General features: G+C 40.0%; 18 protein-coding genes. 9 read left to right on the forward strand and 9 right to left on the reverse strand.

What is annotated here, in order from left to right; genetic code table 11:
- The first annotated feature begins 374 nt into the window (after positions 1 to 374).
- A complete protein-coding gene (locus F7734_RS11425) occupies positions 375 to 884 on the forward strand; it encodes a molybdenum cofactor biosynthesis protein MoaE (protein WP_155744766.1) in 510 nt (169 codons plus the stop codon).
- Positions 885 to 1253: 369 nt separating this feature from the next.
- On the opposite strand, the gene F7734_RS11430 is transcribed toward F7734_RS11425, so the two are convergent.
- On the reverse strand, positions 1254 to 1493 hold the full coding sequence (locus F7734_RS11430; RefSeq protein ID WP_155744767.1) for a hypothetical protein: 240 nt from the start codon (positions 1491 to 1493) through the stop codon (positions 1254 to 1256).
- Between the two features lie 620 nt (positions 1494 to 2113).
- On the opposite strand from F7734_RS11430, the gene F7734_RS11435 reads away from it, so the two are divergent.
- Genes F7734_RS11435 through F7734_RS11445 form a run of 3 tightly spaced genes read left to right on the forward strand, consistent with a single transcriptional unit; the run spans position 2114 to position 4416 of the window.
- The gene (locus tag F7734_RS11435) at positions 2114 to 2908 is read left to right on the forward strand and encodes a WecB/TagA/CpsF family glycosyltransferase (RefSeq protein ID WP_155744768.1); all 795 of its coding nucleotides are present in this window, start codon (positions 2114 to 2116) and stop codon (positions 2906 to 2908) included.
- Positions 2909 to 2921: 13 nt separating this feature from the next.
- A complete protein-coding gene (locus F7734_RS11440) occupies positions 2922 to 3797 on the forward strand; it encodes a polysaccharide deacetylase family protein (RefSeq protein ID WP_155744769.1) in 876 nt (291 codons plus the stop codon).
- Between the two features lie 16 nt (positions 3798 to 3813).
- Complete coding sequence (locus F7734_RS11445) at positions 3814 to 4416, forward strand: tyrosine-type recombinase/integrase (RefSeq protein WP_155744770.1); 603 nt, start codon at positions 3814 to 3816, stop codon at positions 4414 to 4416.
- A 112-nt stretch (positions 4417 to 4528) separates the two neighbouring features.
- Here the strand turns inward: F7734_RS11445 and F7734_RS11450 are convergent, their stop codons facing one another.
- A complete protein-coding gene (locus F7734_RS11450) occupies positions 4529 to 4987 on the reverse strand; it encodes a hypothetical protein (RefSeq protein ID WP_155744771.1) in 459 nt (152 codons plus the stop codon).
- 189 nt (positions 4988 to 5176) lie between these two features.
- Positions 5177 to 5980, reverse strand: coding sequence for a hypothetical protein (locus F7734_RS11455; protein WP_155744772.1), 804 nt, complete (start codon positions 5978 to 5980; stop codon positions 5177 to 5179).
- 15 nt (positions 5981 to 5995) lie between these two features.
- Between F7734_RS11455 and F7734_RS11460 the strand changes: the two genes are divergently transcribed.
- The 3 genes from F7734_RS11460 (at position 5996) to F7734_RS11470 (ending at position 7570) form a co-directional block, all read left to right on the forward strand.
- Complete coding sequence (locus F7734_RS11460) at positions 5996 to 6322, forward strand: hypothetical protein (RefSeq protein ID WP_166481848.1); 327 nt, start codon at positions 5996 to 5998, stop codon at positions 6320 to 6322.
- A gap of 97 nt (positions 6323 to 6419) precedes the next feature.
- Entirely contained in the window at positions 6420 to 6737 is a 318-nt protein-coding gene (locus F7734_RS11465) for a hypothetical protein (RefSeq protein WP_155744774.1), read from the forward strand.
- 509 nt (positions 6738 to 7246) lie between these two features.
- Positions 7247 to 7570: a hypothetical protein gene (locus tag F7734_RS11470; RefSeq protein ID WP_155744775.1), complete on the forward strand. Its 324-nt coding sequence runs from the start codon at positions 7247 to 7249 to the stop codon at positions 7568 to 7570.
- Positions 7571 to 7608: 38 nt separating this feature from the next.
- Here F7734_RS11470 and F7734_RS11475 read toward each other — a convergent pair whose 3' ends face one another.
- The 6 genes from F7734_RS11475 to F7734_RS11505 all read right to left on the reverse strand — a co-directional run bounded on the left by F7734_RS11475 (position 7609) and on the right by F7734_RS11505 (position 16049).
- Complete coding sequence (locus F7734_RS11475) at positions 7609 to 8130, reverse strand: hypothetical protein (RefSeq protein ID WP_155744776.1); 522 nt, start codon at positions 8128 to 8130, stop codon at positions 7609 to 7611.
- Positions 8131 to 8675: 545 nt separating this feature from the next.
- Positions 8676 to 9065, reverse strand: a complete 390-nt coding sequence (locus F7734_RS11480; protein WP_155744777.1) for a hypothetical protein — start codon at positions 9063 to 9065, stop codon at positions 8676 to 8678.
- A 2-nt stretch (positions 9066 to 9067) separates the two neighbouring features.
- Positions 9068 to 11563, reverse strand: coding sequence for a DUF3854 domain-containing protein (locus F7734_RS11485; RefSeq protein WP_155744778.1), 2496 nt, complete (start codon positions 11561 to 11563; stop codon positions 9068 to 9070).
- Between the two features lie 615 nt (positions 11564 to 12178).
- On the reverse strand, positions 12179 to 13213 hold the full coding sequence (locus tag F7734_RS11495) for a site-specific integrase (protein WP_155744780.1): 1035 nt from the start codon (positions 13211 to 13213) through the stop codon (positions 12179 to 12181).
- 118 nt (positions 13214 to 13331) lie between these two features.
- The gene (locus F7734_RS11500) at positions 13332 to 15302 is read right to left on the reverse strand and encodes a DICT sensory domain-containing protein (RefSeq protein ID WP_155744781.1); all 1971 of its coding nucleotides are present in this window, start codon (positions 15300 to 15302) and stop codon (positions 13332 to 13334) included.
- Positions 15303 to 15473: 171 nt separating this feature from the next.
- Positions 15474 to 16049: a pentapeptide repeat-containing protein gene (locus F7734_RS11505; protein ID WP_155744782.1), complete on the reverse strand. Its 576-nt coding sequence runs from the start codon at positions 16047 to 16049 to the stop codon at positions 15474 to 15476.
- 604 nt (positions 16050 to 16653) lie between these two features.
- Between F7734_RS11505 and F7734_RS11510 the strand changes: the two genes are divergently transcribed.
- Both F7734_RS11510 and F7734_RS11515 read left to right on the forward strand, forming a co-directional pair.
- Positions 16654 to 16908, forward strand: coding sequence for a DUF4212 domain-containing protein (locus F7734_RS11510; protein ID WP_155744783.1), 255 nt, complete (start codon positions 16654 to 16656; stop codon positions 16906 to 16908).
- A 9-nt stretch (positions 16909 to 16917) separates the two neighbouring features.
- Positions 16918 to 18597 carry a sodium:solute symporter family protein gene (locus F7734_RS11515; protein ID WP_166481849.1) on the forward strand — a complete coding sequence of 560 codons (1680 nt, stop codon included), beginning with the start codon at positions 16918 to 16920 and terminating at the stop codon, positions 18595 to 18597.
- The last annotated feature ends 173 nt before the right edge of the window (positions 18598 to 18770 follow it).

The raw sequence follows: 18770 nt of genomic DNA on the forward strand, positions 1-18770 counted from the left end.
ACTGCTGAATTCTGGCTTGAGAATACCCGTGACTTACAGTTATTGAGATTGCCCAGCAGGGATGTTATTGGGGTAATTGCTGAAAAGCACAACCGACTACAGAGACGGCTTGCAACAACAATATCCTCAATCAAGCTTTCGCCAAACTTGATGAGGGATTGAGTGACTATCTGAGTTCTCAGAGGAAGTTATATTATTTTGTCACTTTCATTATAATAATATGTCTCAAGAAGGATGACGAGCATTTTTCTTAAATTAAGTAAATTTTTTTAGACTAAATAACGCATCCGTGTTTATGGCATATCTTTAAGAAAACTTTATTTTACCCTCACCCATGTAACATAAGTAGAGTAGGTAATCTAAAGCTGACTCACATGAACTCAGTTGTAACACATCGATTTGCGACTCCCATAAAACCAAACGCTGAAGACAGCTTTGCTATTACTTTTGCGCCATTGTCTCTGGAAGAAGTCTACGCCAAAGCAGACGCCCCTGCCAATGGCGCGGTGGTAGTTATGAGTGGCATGGTTCGCAATCAAACTGATGGTAAACCTGTAGTTGCCTTAGAGTATCAAGCTTATGACCCTATGGCATTGCGAGTATTTTACCAAATTGCTGCTGATATTCGGCAGCAATGGTCTGATGTCAATCGTGTTGTCATTCATCATCGTGTGGGACGTTTAGGTATTGGTGAAATCAGTGTTTTAGTTGCGGTAGGTTGTCCCCATCGTTCCGAAGCATTTGAAGCTTGTCGCTACGCAATTGATACTCTCAAACACAATGCCCCTATCTGGAAGAAGGAACACTGGGAAGATGGTTCAAGTAGCTGGGTCAGTATTGGCGCGTGCGAACAGGAACCACTGACCACTGATGAATGCCCCTGAAAAAAAACCCTTTTCCATGAGAAAAGGGGATAGAGTCACGGTGTTGTAGTTGTTGTCCTTACGGTTATCTATATATAGATGACAGCAAAATTTGGTTATGCAGAACTTGGCCGATCGACGAAGGCGATATGTAGCGTAAATTGGCTCAGGGCTTAGACAAAAATTGCTAGAAACCTTGATTTATCGAACAGCCAAGACGCCAAAAGTGCTGAGAATTCGTATAGCGGTGTAAGTCCTATGGCTGTCTCCGACCTAAAAATGTTAAGATTCGTTAAGAGAGACTGTCGCAATTGTGACTTAAAGGAAATGTTTGCCTATCTGACAATCAGGTCACGTAACAATAAGGGTTTCAGACACTGAAATGCTAGCTTATGCTTCCAGACCCTGAAATCTTTTGGGTATGGTGACAGAATTAAAGCTCCCTTCACGCTCATTGTGGAGGGGGTTTTTTGTGGCTGCTTGTACTACACGAGAGGGAGTATCATCTATCTGTCCACCACTCCGGTTATTATATATAGAAATATCGAGGTGGTGGACAGGCTGTGTTTCTTTTACAGCAAGTGTTTCAGTGACTGAAGCGTGGGGTGGTGGACAAAATGTTTTTTTCAACCTACTCCTTATACTACAAATACTACACAACACGTTCGCGCTTCGCCCTTTAGTAATAATTGCTCATCATCATCTGCCCCTAGTAAGTTGCTGCTAAGGGTAGCTATATAAATATATATCCCTACCCTTAGCAGCATTTTTGAGTTTACCCCCGGAGTAAGGCGTTACCAAACTATGAGCCGAAGTCCTGAAATTTTCAGAAGAAAGTTTGCAGAATTTTCAAATTTAGAAGTGAAACTTTATATAATCTTTACATCTATACTCCCTAGTATAGACTTAAAGTTTTCTTAGACAGTTAATTAATACTGAGACTTGCGTCTACCTTTTAGTGGATTTACTACTTGAGTTTAGCAGTACTATCTTAACTAGCTACAATGTTTTTTATTATTGCAATTGCAAAAAATAAAGAAAAAACAAATGTAGTTTTTTGTAGACTGCTGGTTAAGCTTTATTTGGATGAAGCAGAAGTTGGATCGGTCACAGGAGAAGACAGAAATGTTAATACCTGCCTCGACTGCTTTCACGTTACAAAGACAACAATTTTCTATAATATTCCCAAAGTTTAAAGATGGGATAAGTGTCTACCAAACATCCTATTAATTGAAAAAAGGAAGTGCTCGATGGGTTTGGTAAACACAACCACGAGTTGTGAATTAGGTGCAGGTAGCAATGAAAAATTTTTCATTGCAGGAAGTAAAATTACTATTATCTCGTTTCTAGACACTGTCCAAAGAGTAATTGAGTGGGCTGAGAAACGGGAGGCACGATATGTTTGTCTAGCTAACGCACATATGATTATGCTAGCTTACGACTCCCAAAAATTTTGGAAAACATTGAATACATCAGATTTAATAACTCCAGACGGTATGTCTATCGTTTGGAGTCTCCGGATTTTAGGAAAAAAAAATCAGGAACAGATATGTGGTCGAGACTTAACTTTATCTGTATGTAATGAAGCTGCTCTGAGGAAAATATCAGTAGGATTTTACGGAAGTTCTCAGAAAGTTTTAACAGCCTTAGTAACTAATTTGAAACAAGTTTATCCTACTCTAGACATAGCATATGTTTACTCTCCTCCATTTCGCTCTCTTTCTTCACAAGAAGAAGAAATCATATTGCAAGATATTAAGAATTCAGGGATTAGCATTCTGTTTGTAGGGTTAGGGTGTCCTAAACAAGAATACTGGATGGAAAAACACAAAAAGTATTTTTCAGGAGTTATGATAGGCATCGGTGCTGCATTTGACTTTCTTTCTGGATTCAAACCTTGCCCCCCACTATGGATGCAAAAAGTGGGTTTAGAATGGTTTTTCCGGCTTTGTTTGGAACCCAGAAGACTTTGGTATAGAAATTTCTGGTACAGTCCCAGATTTGTCATTATCTTTATCCGACAAGTTTTGCAAATGCGGTTTTAAGGGCTTTTAAAACATGAAATCTCTACAACATAAATCACAGCTAGAACACAACATACAACATATTTTTACTGTAGATGTTGAAGATTGGTATCATGGTGTAGCTGATGAACAGATAAGAGCATCTGCTGAGCAACGATTACACTATGGCATGAGTATTCTATTGGAACTTCTAGCAGAATTCAACGTGAAGGGTACTTTTTTTTGGTTAGGTCATGCAGCAGTGGAAAATCCGAGTATTGTAAAGCAAGTAGCAGAAGCAGGTCATGAGATTGGCTGTCACGGATGGTCTCATGAATTGGTATACACTATGTCCCCGCAGAGGTTTCGAGAAGAAACTAAGCGTGCTAGAGATACAATTGCTGAGTTGGCAGGTAGACCAGTTATTGCGTATCGTGCGCCTTATTTCTCAATAACAAGTAAATCACTCTGGGCGCTGGAAATTCTTGCTGATTTAAATTTTCAATATGACAGCAGCATTTTTCCGGTACGAAACTGGCGATATGGAATTCCAAGCTATGAGCCACACCCTCAAGAAGTGAAGACACCTAGTGGTACAATCTATGAAATTCCTGCGTCAGTGCGTCGAGTTTTTAAATACAATATTCCAGTATCTGGTGGGGCTTATTTTCGTCTTTATCCTTACAGCGTAACACGCGCCAATTTTCGTGCTGTTGAGCAAAAAGGTCGTCGTGTAATCTTCTATATTCATCCGTGGGAGCTAGACCTAAATCACCCCCCAGTACCTCTCAATTGGAAGGAGCGAATAACACATTATATGAATCGACGTTCCACTAAAACGAAGCTACAACGGGTACTTCAAGATTTTTCTTTTGCACCACTAGGTGAAGTTTTAGAAAAAGAAATTATTCACAACTGTAAACGAACTTAACTTTACTAAAAAATTATTGGTTCAGATACAACATGGTACTGTGGCTGGCTTTGTTGAAGTTCAATTCACTTTAGAATTCTCTTCAGAGTGCGATCGCACTGATATTGTGGGGAAGCGCAATTATGCCTTGTTGCGGTTGCTATGGGGCAATGCACTTCGCAGAAGTGAGGTAGTTAAGTTAAATGTGTCGGTTTTTGACCCCAATAGTAAAACACTAAAAATTCTTGGTAAGGGGAAGGGGAACCAAGAAGAAACAATTGATTTGGGGGAATCTACTGTAGTTGCTATTGTCGATTATTTAAACACTCGTCCAAACCTTACTCCCGATTCACCATTATTCGTGTCCGTTGACAAATGGAAACCTGGGAATCGGTTAACCGGGGATGGCATTCTTAAGATTCTCAATAAACTGTGCAAGGCAGCAGGCATCACAAAACAAATGTCACCGCACCGCATCCGCCACAGTGCCATCACTGCTGCATTAGATGCTAGTGATGGCAATGTGAGGAAAGTTCAAAAACTTAGCAGACACTCCAAGATAGAAACTTTAATGCGTTATGACGACAACCGCCAGCGTGTGCAAGCGGAAATAACTGATATGTTAGATAACTTGGTGTAGTACGATCGCCCCTTCGGGACTCCCCCAGTCCCCTTATACAGCAAACATCTTCTACAATCCCTTGACAACTACCTTACAGCCTTAACTTGTGACAAATGGGGAATTCAATTTTTTAGTACAAAGTACTCGCACAAACAATTTTTAGTAAATTTTTAGAAGCAAGAGAATCAGCTTTAATAAATATTGATGTTTCACCGTAAGAAGCCATATCAGAAATTAGCCAACCAACAGTACGTTTAATGTCGTTATCAAAAAATCCATGAACATCCTTGTCACTACTTGGAATAGCACGGGGGTCTAGCTGAACTTTGCCGTATCTACACCAAGGGGTATAAGCAGTATTAACTTTTATACCATCTTTTGAAATTAATACATATTGGAATTCACGAACATTTTCCCAACCACTAATTCTTGCACTTCCCTCTACGTATCCCAACTTACTACCATTATTAGTAGTTCCATTTACTATTACAGTTTTTCCACCTTGAGGAATTGCCTGAACAATATTAGTAGTGAAAATAGAAAATATAGAAGCAATTAATAGACAAAATTTTTGCTGTTGAAAATTCATTGTAGTAATGTGCAACTGTATTCTTTTTTGAAAGAAGAAATAAGTAGAAAAACTCGGTATGCACCCTACAAGTAAGGTCTTAATTACAATATCATAATAAGATTCAATCGGTAAGCTGCGTGTAACACAGCCCGATCGCACCTCCGGCGACTGCCTCAAGTGCTTACTGTGCAAGTATTACAGCTATTTCTAGAGGTGTCCGACAGCTGAGGGTGGGGAGTTTTTGTATTTTTTATAGTTTTTGGACTGGCAAAAACACACTTCTGTGGATGCGATCGCCTCGTCCTCTAATTCACGGTTCTCTTTTTTAGCATCCTTATGATTTTGTTCAATGTTTTCTGTTTCTTCAGTTTTAGAGTCTTCAAGGATTTCTAAAGTGTAACCAGATTCTCTTAAGCGATCGCACAAAGTTTGTTTTGGATTAGCTAGCGATGCATTCCTTCGCGCTTTTAGGGTTGCCCACAGTTTCAAGTAAGCTCTGTCTTCGTCACGAATTTCCCCATTTGGTGCAGGATACAGCCCTTCTTGAATTAGATAGTTAATGTTGGTAGCCATCAACTTACCTGATTCAGTATTTTTTTGAGCTAATTTAGCCAATATTTGGTCTGCATCAATTTCTAATGTCTGAATTGTGTCATCAATATAAATTGATGTTTCTACATCAGGGCGATAACGCGCCAATAATTGGCAATGGTCGTTAGCGGTAAGCACATCCCCGGTAAGTATTGCATATCTTTTTTCAAAATGAGGGGTGCTCAAGTCTACTCCTGTCCCAATGGTCGATGTATACCCCAAATTCTTGTACTGGGTATACAACTTGTCTATATCCCGAATAAAATTCTTTATCTCAGGTACAGAAGAATTGTTGCCGTGAACAATCTGAGTATTTTTTGATTCTATTTTCTGCTCAATCACCTCTAAATCTGATTTGTTTTCAACCGGAAACACAACTTTCGTTCCAGCATCAATATCAGCATTTAGTAAATAAACCATGGAAAAATGCAAGTAATGTCAATAGATCGAGAATTTTATTGTGAGTTTGATGTGCGATCGCTGAATGCGTACACAAGCCAAGACGAACTCGCAAAATATCTTGGAGTACACCGAACCACAATAGGTAGACATCACAATAGACTTAAAAAATTCTTCCAAGATTATAAAGAAGTAACAACAGATGGGTATCCATTATCTAGATACCAATGTTGGGTTATCAGTCGTGTTTTGAAAGTCAGCGAGACATTTAGAGACAATACAGCAGTTATGAAGTACATCTTGAATAACTCGTCAAGCCTCTCTAAATACCAATTCAAGAAACAATTTCCTGACTGTCAGTAAATAACCTAGTGACCAAATCCTTTCTTTATGTAAAAAGTCTCCGGTAAACAGAGCTATTTATCATGGTCCTCATAATAAATGGTATCCATTACCAGAGATGGAAAACTTCTCCGGTTACAACCGAGATAAGAGAGAGTTCTTGGCTAGACCAGGACACGCTGATGCATTAGAAGAAACAGAACGCAAAGAGTTGCGCGACCGCACTTTAGAATTAACTTCTTCTGAGAGTAAGCTTGACAAAATCGGTGACGAACTTATACAGCTTCTTGAGCAGTCTCAAGCCAAAACTATTCATGAATTTGTATTAAGCCTAAATCTTTCGCATCCTGCAAGTACTGTAGAGGAATTTACCGAAAAATTTATTACCTACTTAGAGATGAAAGACCGAAAAGATTTGCTAATAAAGTACAAATAGCATCAGAAAACCTCATAAAAGCCTCTTAAACGCTGTTTTAAGGGGCTTTTTTATTGCTTCGCATTATGGGAAATTTTCGATGCACTGAGAAGCACTCTCATACAGCAAGCTTGCACTCTCATGCACATGATGAAAGCGTGATGCTTGCGTGTCGCTTGCACATTGAAATATTTTAAGAGAGTCTTATTGTTTTGGTGCTTCGCAATTCCAAACAAATACTATACTTCACCAAAAGTTTAGTTAAACAAACGGTTCGATTTCCTACAACTGAACCAATCGTACAATACAGTATTTGTGCGATTCAGTTCAAATTTAAGCAATAATACCTAAAACTTCATCAACAATGTATTTCAATAGAGATAAACGATCGCAAAAGCTTACAAATACTGAATTACAGTATCAATGAACTTAAGGTTTTATCCAAAGAATATAGTCTGCACAAGCCCTCAAACCGATTACCCCTCTATATCCCATCCTGGCTCTAATGAAAAAGTCGATTAGGTTTCGAGATGACAGAGTATAATTACTTACTGACTGAAGGGGAAAACCGGGTAGCTTTGGCAGATGCGATCGCACTTGTGAATATGGAGTTATTCCCGTTTCCTATGAATGAATACTCATATAGCTATATGAGAACTGTAGCTATGCAACCTACTGATAGAGTTCTTACCAAAATCAAGGAACTATCCTCATCCAACGATTTACGAGATGAGTTTTACGAAAAAGCTGATGTATGGATTTGGCAAACGATTCAACTTACAGGATTAGAGCGATCGTACTTAATTGATAAAGTTAAAACGGAATACGAGACCGTTCAAAAACCAGCGTATTAGTTTTCATCTGGAGGTGTCAGGCGATCGCTCTAATCCTGTTAGCTAGTAGGACATTCTCGTAATCTCTTCTTTAGTTTAGTGATTGTTTTCACGGCACTTAAAGCTAATAACGCACTTACTAGCTGTGGTTCTGGCACTTCTCTTTGATTAACTCTTTCTATTTTTAAGACACCGTTTGAGTTCACGTTCAAACTTCTGAATCTAAAAGTATCACCAAAACCATAAGAGACAAGCCCAATTGCAGGACCAAAAGGTACAATCAAGCCAGTTTTCTTATAACTATATACACCTGTTTCTTTTGGCGGCAACAAAGATGTTGTGTATGGATTTAACACCAAAAACTGGCTTGTTGATTGTTCATATTCAAACTCTGATAAAGTATCTAAGCTGGAAGTGAAACTAGGAATATCGGCTCCATAACTAGTCTTCAGTCCTGAGAATGTAACTTTGTAATCGGTCAACTCATCTAAAGTTATCCTTTGATCGTTATTTTTATCCTCACCAGTACTGGGATGGAGAACAGTTTTGCTAGAACGAAAAAGTTTACTATAAATAGTCAAGAGCCTCTAGTTTATTAATTTAGGACTCTTGACTCTACACATCTCAACTTCCTTACGTAATTATAGGTTAATGAAAACAGAATACATTAGGATTCGTACAACCCCAAGGAGACTTAATAAGTTAAAGCTAATAGCTGAGGAAAGAGAAGTAACTATAACAAGGCTAATAGAGGATTTCATTGATTCAATGCCAGAACCGAAAAGTCAGAGTACGTGAACTACTTCTTTTGGTTTAAGCTAAACAAAAAGCAGTCTCTCGAAGAAAGCTACTCCCAGAACCAGTAGAGTACATCCGTATTGAAGATGCTTAGCGGTTAGAGGGTTAGCGATCGCAGTTACAAACCCGTAAGGCTCAAATATTTTCAATCCCTAATGAGGATTTTGCTTCGCATGACGGAGTCAGTTTATTTCCGTCTGTACGGGTTTGTAACCGAGTATGTTGTGCGAAGACGCTAACCGAGATCTATATACCAATTTTTTACTGATAACTGTTTTAAACAATGGGAGTGGTAGATGCACCTGTTAGGGATTGAAATAGATATTTATTAATCGTTCACTCGATAGGCAAGAGAATCAACAAACAACTCTTCGTATTTGAACTGATGTGATTCGCCTGTATCCACAGAAATGCATTGAGCGTAAATTGAGTCAGAGCAATCTTGTACCACGAAAAATTTAATATCATCGTCTTGTTGAGCTTCCATAACCAGATAACCTTTCAAATTGGGACGAATTTCGTGTTCAATCTCTTCCCATCCCAGTAGTATCTGGGCGATGTAATTCTCGAATTCATCATACTCTAGTCCAACCAACGCATACTCATCTTCATTATCTTTTGTGATTGAAACTAGACGGGATTCTTTGGGACCATTCGGTTCACTGCAAAGGAATAACTCCAGAGTTAATGGTTCTTCTTGTTTGTCACCCTCTGTCACACCTATGTTCTCAGTTGAAGAATGAGTAGAGGTGACAGCCGAAAGTCTTGTGCAGACTGCGTTTCGGCTGTCACACTCGTATTTTCGATTGAAGGGAGAGTTGGTGTGACAGGAGTGACAGAAGGAGTCGTCCAAAATTCTTCAAACTCTTGCAGCCCACCATCAGATGCTAAATCTTTCCGGTAAACCATTTTCTCTTCCCCAAACATTCCAACTTCTTTAAAAATCTCACCGTCAACGAGCTGTATGTTTTTCCAATAGACGGGTTCCCAAACTCTCTTACCAGTACCTGGTTCCCTAACCTGTCTCTTGTCTACTTTGTTGAAAGGCAGTACGTTTTTTAAGTGGCTGTAGAATTTAGTAGTTGCCATCGGACTAAACCCATGATTTTTGCAGTACAAGGTATAGTAATCGTGAATTTGATGTGGAGCCATACGGTCTTGGTCGTTAGAAGATGGTCTCAAAACTTGGTCTACGAAAGCTCGAACGGAATCGGAAAACACACTTTGCTCTCTTTTAAGTTGAGCTATATCCCCAATTTTCTGACATCCACCCATGATTAAGGCATCCCTCTCTTTTCTGGGCATCGATAAAGACCAACTAATGACCTTCCCGACAACTCCTTTGAGTTTCTTCCCAAGTTCAGGATCTACTGTCCCTGTACGTACTTTGGTAGGTAACAGAATACATCTTCTATCCCATCCATCCCCAGAGTTCTCAATTTGAAGGTGGTCTACACTAGCGATCGCGAATTTAATATTCCAGTGTTTGTTGTAGCTATTAGAACAGTACAAAGCACGACCAGATAAAGGACCATTGTCCACTAATTCATAAAATGCTTTTAGGTCTCCTTGCCATCCACCCATATCTGGGAAATAAACATATTTCGCTCCTGTTAGATGTTGGTGCCTTTTATCTGGAGTACCTAATTCTTTAAACGAATTTAGCGATCGCACGTTTTCTTCAGCGAACATTGATTGCCAGAATCTTAGCAGCGTACCTTTACCAGAACCAGAAGGTCCAATTATATGAGTGAAGTATCCATTAGGGCTAGTAGGATCGAGGTACATTGATGTAAGCGCTCGAATCAAAGGTAGGTATTCTTCACCAAAAACGCTTACAACAAACTGTCTGAACTCTTCAGGGCAATCTGAATTCTTTTCATATGGAACTTGTACTGCGCTTGTTAAGAAATGTTTCTTATCATGAGGAAGTTGTTCACCAGTTCGTAAGTCAACTGTAACGTTAGTAAATGCTAATAAATGACCGTTGTATACAGTTTTAAGGTCTTCCGTTAACGCACTGCGACAGAATTTAAAAGCACTAGTCTTATTTCGCTCTAAAGCAAAAACAAAAAGTTTCTCAACTTTGTCTCCTTTTTTCACTATAGTATGGAGTCTTCTAAGTTTTAAAGCAATCTGTTTTTGAACAATGTCATCAGTAATGTGCGACCAATAACCCGATCCTGTATACTGGTAGCAGGCATCCTTGATTACAGTCCAATCACCTTGCCCATCTTCAAACAGCGATCGCAGTATCGTATCATCTGGAGTGGTCTTGACAATTTCTAGGTCAACTGCTTGCTTCTGAGGTTCGTTGGTGTTCGTATTGCTTTTTAAAATAACTTGATTAGCTTTCATTTGTCTCTCGTTTAACTCTCTTTGTCTGACTTCTTTTGTTTTCAATGAAAATTTCTTAACTGCTCTTTTTTCCCAAACTTCGATCGGTTCCGCTCGGTCGAAGATGTCGCAGAATTTACTCATGCCATTTTGCTGGATGAAGTCATCAATCCCTTTGCCCTGAGATTCCTGCCAAAATCCAGAAATGTTGTATAAATGTTTGCAGCCGTAGTCTCTTAATTCTTCTATAAGAGTCAACTGTGCTTGGTTAACTTGTTCCTTACGAGCACAATCCGCATCAAAACCAATGACAAACCCAAAGTCAGCATCAATGAGCTTTTTCAGTAGTGGTACGATTTCTCTTTCCTTCGTTCCTCCTTCTGAACTAAGAAGACCTTGTTGAACACCTAACAGTGCTAAACATGGGATACCTATCATCCAGGTGTGTATAGATTTGAACATTGTTTCCGTAAGTAAGAGGGCAGGGTGTCCGTCTATTTTTCGACACAATTCTTTCAGATAATCGAGGTCTTCTAAAATATCGGGGGTGTATGGATTGTTAGGAAAAACAGCATCATAGTTTTTCTCCCCTTTAGCTGTGGAGTACTTTTGCTCCTTACCTTTCTCATCAATGTATGGTTTGTCGAACCGGAATTGTCCCACTCCAGTTGCACCTTGCAACCAAACTCCACCACAAAAAACTTTCTTGTTTAGAAGTTCACTTGCTTCTTCTGCTGTTATGCTGCGGCAGTTTGCGATCGCCCACTCATGGTCAATCTCCCGTCCCTCAACAATCTCTTTGTAATGCCTGGAATTAAGCCTGTTGGTGAATGTAGGCTGAGTACGCAATGATGTTTCGTTTTCGCTAGTATAATTCATAGGTTTTCCTCGAAATAAGGTTTTCTTTTCGAGCTTTGCCTATCTTTGAAACATCATGTAATCAATCATTAGATTGTAAGAGTGAATACACTTTATGGTTTACGCCAGCCTTTGTGATAACATATATGTATACAATTGATATTTGGGATTGGGCTTGGCTTTATTGATTACATGGTGTTCTTAGATAGGCGAAGCTCTATTTTTTTTTAATTATTTAGAGAGAATATGATTTTGGTCCAACCATTGCTCTAGATCTGTACGAATTATTTCGCTTTTAGTTAGGTTGAAAGAATTTTCCGCTTCTTGAATACGGTCTAATAAAAGTTGATTGACTCTTAAATTTACCGCTTTTTCATTCACTATCGATCTGTCTTTTGATTTTCGTATTTGTTTTTTGTAACTCTGTATTACATATATTTATCTTAACACATAGTGATAGTATTTAACTTCCGTATTAAAGCGCAAAGTGTGCATGAATATCTAGCTTCAATAGCCGAGATTTCCGTTTTAAACAACAGAATGAAAAAACAAACTTACTTGTAGAATATTAGGAAAAGCTGAAACGTTTATATAGATCTGATTTCAGCGTATTCCTAATAAAAACTCCTGTATGGATTAGAATAAATCTGGCAGTACAGAAGTAGCACCAAGGTCACCATAATAATGTTTAAGCATCACACTGGGGCTATGACCAGTCAATTTACTCAACTCTACAGGTGACATCCCTAAATCTAGGGAGTGAGTTATCATTGTTGCTCGTGCTGTATAAGCCTTCCTGTAATCAATCCCCAACTTTTCTAATAACGGTTTCCAATAGCGCTGTCTGAAAGTATTATCGTGAATCGGTCTACCATAAGGGGATGTAAAAACAAAACTTTGTGGATGTCTACCGTACTCCGATCTTTTAAGGAGTTGCGATCGCACTATATCTGGAAGTTTAATTTTTGTTCGGTTCCCTTTCTTAATGTCAATACAGGTGAAGTAGGAGCAGTCATCACTAATATCAATCCACTTAAGATTGGTGACTTCACCGAATCTCCTACCAGTACGGAAAAGAAAAGATAAAAAATCAGAGTAATGTCCGGTATCAGAAAGTATCTTCTCTACTTCTTCTTTAGTAAATGGTCTAGTAGTAGGTCTGACTTTTACTTCACTAGGGAGACCTTCCCAAGGGTTGAGTAGCAAAATCTTATTCTCTATTGCCCATCGCCAAATCCCTTGGTACTTAAACAAGTAGTCTCTAAGGGTCCAGGCACTAACTTGAGGGCTGAGCCAGCTAACAAATGCGATCGCGCACTTACGGGTAATGTTTTTTATATCTTTACTTTGGAAGTACTGGATTAATCGATACTTTGCCCCATCATAGACACCCTTAGTATTCTCACTTCTCAGTACTTTATCATCCCAAAATCTATCAAAGAGAGATTGAATTGTATTGAGTGTAATACCTTTGTACGCACGTAAGGAAGGGTCAAAGAGATTTCGTGAGATGTCATCCTCAATCCGAGCAGCTAATACCTCCGCATCCGATCTATTGACAGGTTCATCGGCACCTACAGCTAAATAGTACTTTTGTTTCTCATGAGTCCACCGAAGCTGTAATCTCCCGTTACGACACTGCACTGCTACTTTACCTGCCTTTTTGCCCATAACTATTACCCCATATGTGTTCTAACGATTTTGCACCCAATCAAATTTATTAGGTGCAAAATCGGATTTTGTTACACCTCTTGAGGGAAAGGGAGATTAGGACAAAGGGCTGAAAGGTTTATGGGATAGGGGCTACAGGTAATGTAAAGTGGAATTCCGCACCTTGTTCTCTTCCTGCGGAAACTGCCCAAATTTTGCCTCCTAATTTTTCAATAATTTGGCGACAAATTGCTAAACCGAGTCCAGTTCCACCGATGGAACGTTGCATAAAACCTTCTTCTTGATAAAAACGCGCAAAAATGGCTTCTAACTGATTTGGCTCTATGCCGCGTCCCGTGTCTGCAATAATAACTTCTATCATCTGAGATTTTTTTTCCTTGCCTTGAGCTGCCCTCTCTTCTGCATTGAGAATTTGAGCGCGAATTGTTACTTTTCCTTTAGAATCCGTAAATTTACAAGCATTGTCTAAAAGTTTGTTCACAACTTCCGTTAACCCATCGCCATCAGCAAGTACGAGGGGTAAATCAGAAGGCAATTCTAGAACAATGGAAGGTAAGGTTCGATCTGCTTGGCTTCTTTTCAAGCTACTAATCACTAAATCCAAACAGGTTTGGAGGGAAACTGGTTCTATCTGCCAGTTCATCCAACCCCCTTCTAATCGCGAAAGGGTAAGAAAATCTTGAATCAGTCGTCGCATCCTTTCTGAATCAGCAAGGGCAGTTTGCAACATACTTTGCTGAAATTCGATAGGCATATCTGGTTCGTTGGCTATACTCTCCAAGCATACTTGAATGGTTGATAGGGGAGTCCGCAATTCATGCCCGACGATCGCAATTAAGTTACTTTGAGTCCGTTCCAACGCCGCAAGTTGGTGATTCAAAGTTTCTAGATTGCTGTATGCTTGAGCTTGTATGAGGGCTACTGCGACTTGAGTTGCGATCGCTTCTACCAACGCCTTGTCGGAATCATTCCAAATAAGTGGTTCTAAACTGCAATGGTGCAACTCTAAAATTCCCAACCACTTTTGATGATAGCGTATGGGCACCACAAGACAAGACCTGATGCCAAACGCTTGCAATTGCTTGCTCAATTCCGGGTACGCCTGAATGCCCAAATCTTGGGTTGTGTCAGCGATCGCAACTGATTTATCTTGAGATAAAACTGTTTGGAACAGGGGATGCTTTGCTAAAGACCAAATTTTTCCCTTTAGTGACGCTAACCCATCAGCTAGGGCTTCATATTCAATGGGTGTAGGTTTTTCTGTGGGATGATAGCGGTAAAGCAGACAACGACACGGGCTGAACACTTGAGTCAGTTCCTTCACTGTCACTGCAAAAATCTCTTCGGGATTGAGTGATTGACGAATGGCAGTGCTAATGGTATTGATGAGGCGTTCCTGACGTTCTTTCTTTGTAATAGTGCGGTAAGCTTTGAGTTGCTTGTACTGGCTGTTTTGTAAGTAAGTTACCAATCGATCTGTAAACAATCGTGCGTCAATTTCCAGTACCCGATTTTCTGCGGTTCGCTCTGAGTTCACTTGAGTCAAACCGTAGCGTTGCCATGCCACTTCAACTTTACCAGCCAAATCCGGTCTGTAGTTCAAAATCCTTTCCATCAAGAGTTTAGCTGCAAAAATACTCACTTCACGGTCAAAAGTCCAAATACCTTTAAATTGTCTCGCTTGATCTAACGATGAACCATCCACAGGAGACGCGTATTCTTGACAAACGATACAAGCGCTATATTGTTGTCCGATAATGACGAGATGCCATTCTTGTGCTAGCGCATCTTCAGGATGGAAAGGGATTGCCACCAATGGCTCTGAAATCTTTTTAAAATTTGCTTCCGGTGCTGCGAGGACATAAACTTGGTCTGTACGTTGAGCAATTCGTTGGTACCGGCGGGTTTCTTGAAGGTAATAACGCTCTTGCTGAAAATTAGCAATCACTAGAGGCTTATCGACTCCTACCAAAATTAGGTCTTCCATTGCATGAGAAAGCGCTGTCAAGGAAGATTTGAAATAAACTTGACATCGTAAATTTGGTACAGCCTGGAGTAAATTGTGCAGTAAGGAATTTGAAGTCTTCATCACCGATAAGCTGTAGAGCGTGCTCTCTTGTGAAATTTCCAGCTAAGATACAGGAGCTACAACCTAAGCTTGCCCCTCAAAATACTACTCTTGCCATCATCGCGTTCATCAATACCAATTATGGAATGAATCATACCACCTGCGGAGGCGCTACTCATTACTTAATTGCTATCAGCGATCGCTCAAGAGTAAGTCGCTGCTCACTGTCATAGAACTGATGTCAGTATGGCATAAATCAGTTCTCAACAATATTGCTTTTGTCAAGTTTACGTTATACAAGTCAGCCTGACTCAATTTTGCACCAGTTAGGTTTGCTTTACTTAAGTTGGCACCTGCTAAATTTGCACCGCTTAAGTTAGCATAGCGTAAATCAGCACCCTCTAAGTTAGCGTTACTGAGGTCCGCAAAACTTAAATCGGCTAAACGCAAATCTGCCTTAGTCAGCACCGCCTGATGTAAATCCGCTTTACAAAGATTTGCACGAATTAAATTAGCTTTGTGCAAATTCGCCCAAATCATAAAAGCTTCTGTTAAGTCTGCCCTCCACAAAGTGGCTTCCGCTAGAAGGGCTTCCGTCAAAATCGAGCCGCGTAGATTCGCTGCTGATAAAGTCGCGCCAGTGAGATTTGCTCGACTCAGATTAATTTTGGCAAGACAGATTTCGCTCAGGTGAGCTCGTTGCAAGGACACCTGTAAAAAATCTCTATTGCCTGCTTTGTAGTGTTTTATGAGTTCATTAACATCCATGTTACAAATTGCAAGGATTGGGAACTTCAGCGCCAAGATAGGCTGGGACTATAATAGACATCCGTCACCACTGTTTACTATTCACTGGTGTACTGGATGAATATTTTTTGTAGACCTATGTTAAATAATGTAACAAATTATTAACTTAGTTCAAGTTATTCTCATATTTTTTTAATAAATTCTTATCATTAACAGATAAAATAAACTTATCAGTCTTTGGGAAAAGTAAAGAGTCGAACCCCCACCTCGATCCGGTGCCTCCTCTCGTCCTCTCGTTCCCAGGCGGAGCCACCGGATCGAGGTGGAGTATAAAGTTATTTTTCAAGTCCGTTCTCAAAAAATCCCACAAACCTTGCTATGAAAAAGGTATTTCTCCTTCAGCATAGCTGTTCTCTGCCCTCTACCTTTTTCCAAGCCACAAATAAAGAACTTCAAAATTCAGTCAATTTCTCATTTTATCCATTATCAAGCTTATAATCTACGGGAAAATATTAAGTTTTAAGAACACAAATTATATGTTGAAAATTAATAAATCTCTTACGTTTATAAAGATATAAATCTGGAGTGAGCTGATATATTTTTTATTACATTAATAGTAAAAAAAATGGATAAAGAAAAGAGTCGCTCATACTGGCGTGCCAATACTGCTTTAATCCGCAATCTTTTAATAGTTTGGGCGTTGGTATCCCTTGGTTTTAGTATCTTGCTGGTACAACCATTGAACACAATACGTTTCTTTGGAGTACCTTTCGGCTTTTGGATGGCACAGCAAGGTTCAATTCTGACTTTTGTGCTGTTGATTTTCATTTATGCCTTTCAGATGGACAAACTCGATCGCAAATACAACATAAAAAGGTGAGGAAAAGCTGTGTCAGTTGAAGTTTGGACGATTATAATAGTCGGGCTTTCGTTCTTGCTCTATCTTTACATTGGATGGCAATCACGAGTTAATGATAGTAAAGGGTTTTTTGTAGCAGATCAAGGGGTTCCTTCAGTCGCTAATGGTGCAGCGACAGCTGCTGACTGGATGTCCGCCGCCTCGTTTATTTCCATGGCGGGACTGATTAGTTTTCTAGGCTATGACGGCTCTATTTATCTCATGGGTTGGACAGGAGGTTATGTGTTGCTGGCATTACTGTTAGCACCATATCTCCGAAAGTTTGGTAAGTATACAGTCCCTGATTTTGTGGGCGATCGCTACTACTCGAATATGGCTCGTTTGGTAGCGGTTGTTGCCGCCCTATTTGTCTCTTTTACGTATGTTGCCGGACAAATGCGAGGAGTGGGCATTGTATTTAGCCGCTTTCTCCAAGTGGATATAAATACAGGTGTTATCATCGGCATGGTGATTGTAGCTTTCTTCTCCGTCTTGGGTGGTATGAAAGGTATCACGTGGACGCAAGTCGCACAGTACGCCATCTTGATTGTTGCTTACTTGATTCCAGCGATCGCAATTGCTACCTTACTAACAGGTATTCCCATTCCTCAGTTTGCTTTTACCTTCAGTGATATTGCTAGTAAACTCAACCAACTCCAAGTTGACCTTGGGTTTAAGGAATATACTCAGGCATTTGTGAATAAGTCTGCCATAGACGTACTGTTTATTACAATCGCACTCATGGTAGGAACGGCTGGACTCCCTCATATCATAGTTCGTTTTTATACAGTACCGGACGTGCGATCGGCAAGATTTTCCGCAGGTTGGGCGCTGTTATTCATTGCTATTCTTTATACCACTGCTCCAGCCCTCTCCATGTTTGCCCGTTACAACCTCATCAATACCCTGCATAATAGTACAGTTCAGCAAGTGCAGCAGTTAGACTGGGCAAACAAATGGGAAAAGACAAAACTCTTATCTTTTGAGGATAAGAACGGTGATGGGCGTTTTCAGTTAGCCCCCCAAAAAGACAAAACCGAAATTACAATTGACCCAGACATTATTGTGCTATCCACCCCAGAAGTTGCCAAACTAGCGCCTTGGGTGATTGCTCTTGTAGCAGCAGGTGGTTTAGCAGCTGCGTTGTCCACAGCGTCGGGGTTGTTGCTAGTTATTTCTAGTTCTATTGCTCACGATGTCTATTATCGTATAATCGATCCGGAAGCCTCAGAACAGAAACGGTTATTTGTTGGGCGTGTCATGGTAGGCTTATCTGTCGTCCTTGCTGGATATTTTGGGGTCAATCCGCCGGGATTTGTCGGTCAAGTTGTTGCTTTCGCCTTTGGTTTAGCAGCTTCTAGCTTTTTCCCAGTTATTCTCCTCGGCATTTTCGACAAGCGCACGAACAAAGAAGGTGCAATTGCGGGTATGCTAACGGGTTTAATTTTTACCATAGTATACATTGTAGGCGTGAAGTTTGCAGGTATGCCAGCTTGGTTCTTTGGGGTTTCTGCTGAAGGAATTGGGACTTTGGGTATGATTATCAACTTGATTGTCACCCTTGTGGTATCTCGCTTGACTCCCCCACCACCTTTAGAAATTCAAGAAATGGTAGAAGATTTACGCAGCCCGGATATTGGGGATGAACAAGGAGTTAGAGCTGTGCATTAACACTTCTTTCTCAGAGATCGCATGGGGTTGGGTGGGCGTCCTTGCCCGCCCTATCTGAAGCGGGTGTACGAATATGATATAATGTCAGCCGTAAATGTATAGCAAACTACAAATATTTAAATCTTTTAATTTGTATAAAAGCAAAATTTATTACGTAAAATAGTGACTCATTG

The sequence above is a fragment of the Scytonema sp. UIC 10036 genome, assembly GCF_009725235.1.